Source organism: Nodosilinea sp. P-1105 (assembly GCF_012911975.1).
Lineage (GTDB): Bacteria > Cyanobacteriota > Cyanobacteriia > Phormidesmidales > Phormidesmidaceae > Nodosilinea.
The window spans coordinates 1-2,798 of record NZ_SMDQ01000141.1 but is presented as its reverse complement, the minus strand read 5'-3'; the positions used below and the strand labels follow the sequence as shown (position 1 = coordinate 2,798).

Below are 2,798 nucleotides of genomic sequence, written 5' to 3'. Positions count from 1 at the left end.
AGTTCTGTGTGGTCACCGTTCGACTGAACGGCTTAATGTAAGAGCATAGTGGGGCGACTCCCCGCCGTCAACCGTAGGGTAACAATTGCCCTTGCCCCCCTACCCATCCAACGGACTGCGCACCCCCCGCCCACCCCGATTCAGCACGTGGGTGTAAATCATGGTGGTTTTTACATCTTTATGGCCCAACAGTTCTTGAATGATGCGGATATCGTAACCGCTCTCTAATAGGTGGGTGGCAAAGCTATGGCGAAACGTATGGCAGCCGACTTTCTTAGCAATTCCAGCTTGGCGTACAGCCTGTTTGACCGCTTTTTGAATCCCACTCTCATGCAAATGGTGCCGCCGCATTTCTCCGCTACGGGGGTCTTTCACAATTCGACCCGCCGGAAAGACGTATTGCCAGATCCAATCTCGGTTAGCGTTGAGATACTTGCGCTCTAGCGCAAAGGGCAGATAGACCGAACCAAAACCACGCCCCAGGTCTTGCTGGTGTTGCCGCCGAACCCCGACTAAATGATCTTGAAGTTCCGTGAGCACGCTGGCTGGCAGCATCGTGATCCGATTCTTGCTCCCCTTACCGTCTCTGACAATGACTTGCTGCTGGGCAAGGTCAAGGTCTTTGATGCGCAATCGCAAAGCCTCAGAAAGCCGCAAACCACTGCCATAGAGAAGCTTCACCACAAGCTGGTGGGGACCACCGATCGTCTGAATGATGGCTAATGCTTCCGCCTTAGTTAACACGACTGGCAAATTACGCGGTTGATTTGCTCTAACAGCGTTGATGCCAGCGATCTCAATCCCTAAAACTTTGTGATACAGAAACAATATGGCGTTGAGCGCTTGATTTTGAGTCGAGGCTGCAACCTGCTGGTTGACAGCCAGATCCGTCAAGAAAGCTTCAATTTCAGATCGACCCATGTCTTTGGGGTGGCGCTTGTCATGAAACAAGATGTATCGCCTGATCCACTGGACGTAGGTTTCTTCTGTGCGGTAGGCGTAATGATTCAACCGCATGACCTCACGTACCTGGTCCAGCAGTTTTGCTGGTTTCTTCTGAAGGGGGGAGTCCTGTGCCATCAGTACAGCATGTGATAAACGCTACTCATAGTCTATATGTACTATAGCTAAATTATGTGGAAGGTTTCTGGCTATCTACCCAGATTCGGTTAATATGCGGAAAGTTTCTGGCGATCTAGCAGATTGCGGTAGATACGCGGAAGCGTTCTGCCTATCTGCCCTCCTAGGGACGATATGTGGAAACTATCTCTCTAATAAGATTGTTATGTCTCATATTACCAAGGTGCCTTTTGGGGTAACAATATGAGGAGTTATGAAAAAGATAGTTGAATTTACGCTGCCTAGTGGTGATTCAGTCTTTGCTGAGGTTGATGAGCCTGTAGAGGGTGATGGTAGAGTTGGGCTAAATCCTACTGAAATGGTGGTCAAAGCCCAACAAACCTATGAGCAAGCATTGGACAAGATTCAGCCTATAGCTTCTACTCTTATTAGCAAACTGAGAGAACTCAATGAACCAGCAGATGAGGTGGAAGTCAAATTTGGAATAAAGCTTACGGCTGAAGCTGGAGCCATCATTGCCCTGGCAGGCGGTGAAGTTAATTATGAAATTACTTTGAAATGGAAGAAGGCTCAATGACAAAGAAACTAGAGTCGGCACTTACCAGGATTCGTTCAGCAAAGGGGAATTATGTAGGAGTTGGATGTTTAGTTTCAGACAAACATATTGTAACCTGTGCTCATGTCATTTTAGATGCTCTAGGTATTTCTAGGACGACTAACGAACAACCTAAGACAACTGTCCAATTGGACTTTGCTTTTGGGATTTTACAGCAAGTTTTTAATGCCAAAGTTACATTTTGGCGTCCAGTTCATTTCAATCAAGCAGCGCTTTCAGAGTTTGGTGAAGATATTGCTCTTTTGGAGTTAGATGAGCCAGTACTATCAGCTAAACCAGCTTGTTTTCTGCTAACTAATCCATCAGATTTAGAGCAACATCGATTTCAAGTATTTGGTCTTCCTAAAGGCAATCCTCAGGGGGTTTGGGCTGATGGCATTGTAATTAAAGGTTTAGCAAATGGATGGGTTCAAATTGAAGATAAAGAACAGTCAGGATTTCAAGTTGAACCTGGGTTTAGTGGCTCACCCGTTTGGGATACGAATCTAAGTGCAGTTATCGGAATGATAGTAGCAACCGATCCAAACCGTATTGAAGCTAGGGTTGGGTTTATGATTCCAACTTTGGAATTATTTAGGGTGTGTCCGCTGCTTGAAGATATTAAAGCTATAAATAGAAAAAACCTAGAAATAACACAAAGTGAGCGGAAGGTTGTCGCTCAGTTGCTAACTTTTTTGGAAGATCGAAGACTTCTGACTGAAAGCTTAGGCTATCAATTTCATCATCCGGATCACCTCAGAAAGTCAGCACAAGAAATACGAATGCGTGTCAATCTTGCTCTTCAAGAAATAGAGCGTGATTCAAAACTTACACCTATCTTAAAGCAGTTTCAGTTTGCGGCAAGATCTTTTCAGGAAGAAACAGAAAAAGCGCTTCAGCTACCAAGCTCAGTTTTGGGATCGTATGCTGATTATCTTGAGAAGTATCAATTTTATATGACAAGATCGATCATCGCTGCTGCTGAATTATGTAGTCTTGAAGTAGATCGAGGAATTCTAGAAGCTTTTGAGAGGGGAAAGAATAGGGGTAGTGCATTTTAGTGCAGGCCAGAGGAAAAGACCGGATGACCTTGCTTGGCCAGCTTCTCTCTGATGCAGCGATT

Annotated in this window: 3 protein-coding genes; 2 read left to right on the top strand and 1 reads right to left on the bottom strand. The window is 45.4% G+C overall.

What is annotated here, in order from left to right; all coding sequences use genetic code 11:
- Positions 1-99: 99 nt before the first annotated feature.
- Complete coding sequence (locus E1H13_RS26330; RefSeq protein ID WP_169617924.1) at positions 100-1,080, bottom strand: integron integrase; 981 nt, start codon at positions 1,078-1,080, stop codon at positions 100-102.
- Between the two features lie 253 nt (positions 1,081-1,333).
- Between E1H13_RS26330 and E1H13_RS26325 the strand changes: the two genes are divergently transcribed.
- Both E1H13_RS26325 and E1H13_RS26320 read left to right on the top strand, forming a co-directional pair.
- The gene (locus tag E1H13_RS26325; protein ID WP_169617923.1) at positions 1,334-1,657 is read left to right on the top strand and encodes a CU044_2847 family protein; all 324 of its coding nucleotides are present in this window, start codon (positions 1,334-1,336) and stop codon (positions 1,655-1,657) included.
- Positions 1,639-2,736, top strand: coding sequence for a serine protease (locus tag E1H13_RS26320; protein WP_169617922.1), 1,098 nt, complete (start codon positions 1,639-1,641; stop codon positions 2,734-2,736). The genes E1H13_RS26325 and E1H13_RS26320 overlap by 19 nt, the downstream gene beginning before the upstream one ends.
- Positions 2,737-2,798: the final 62 nt, after the last annotated feature.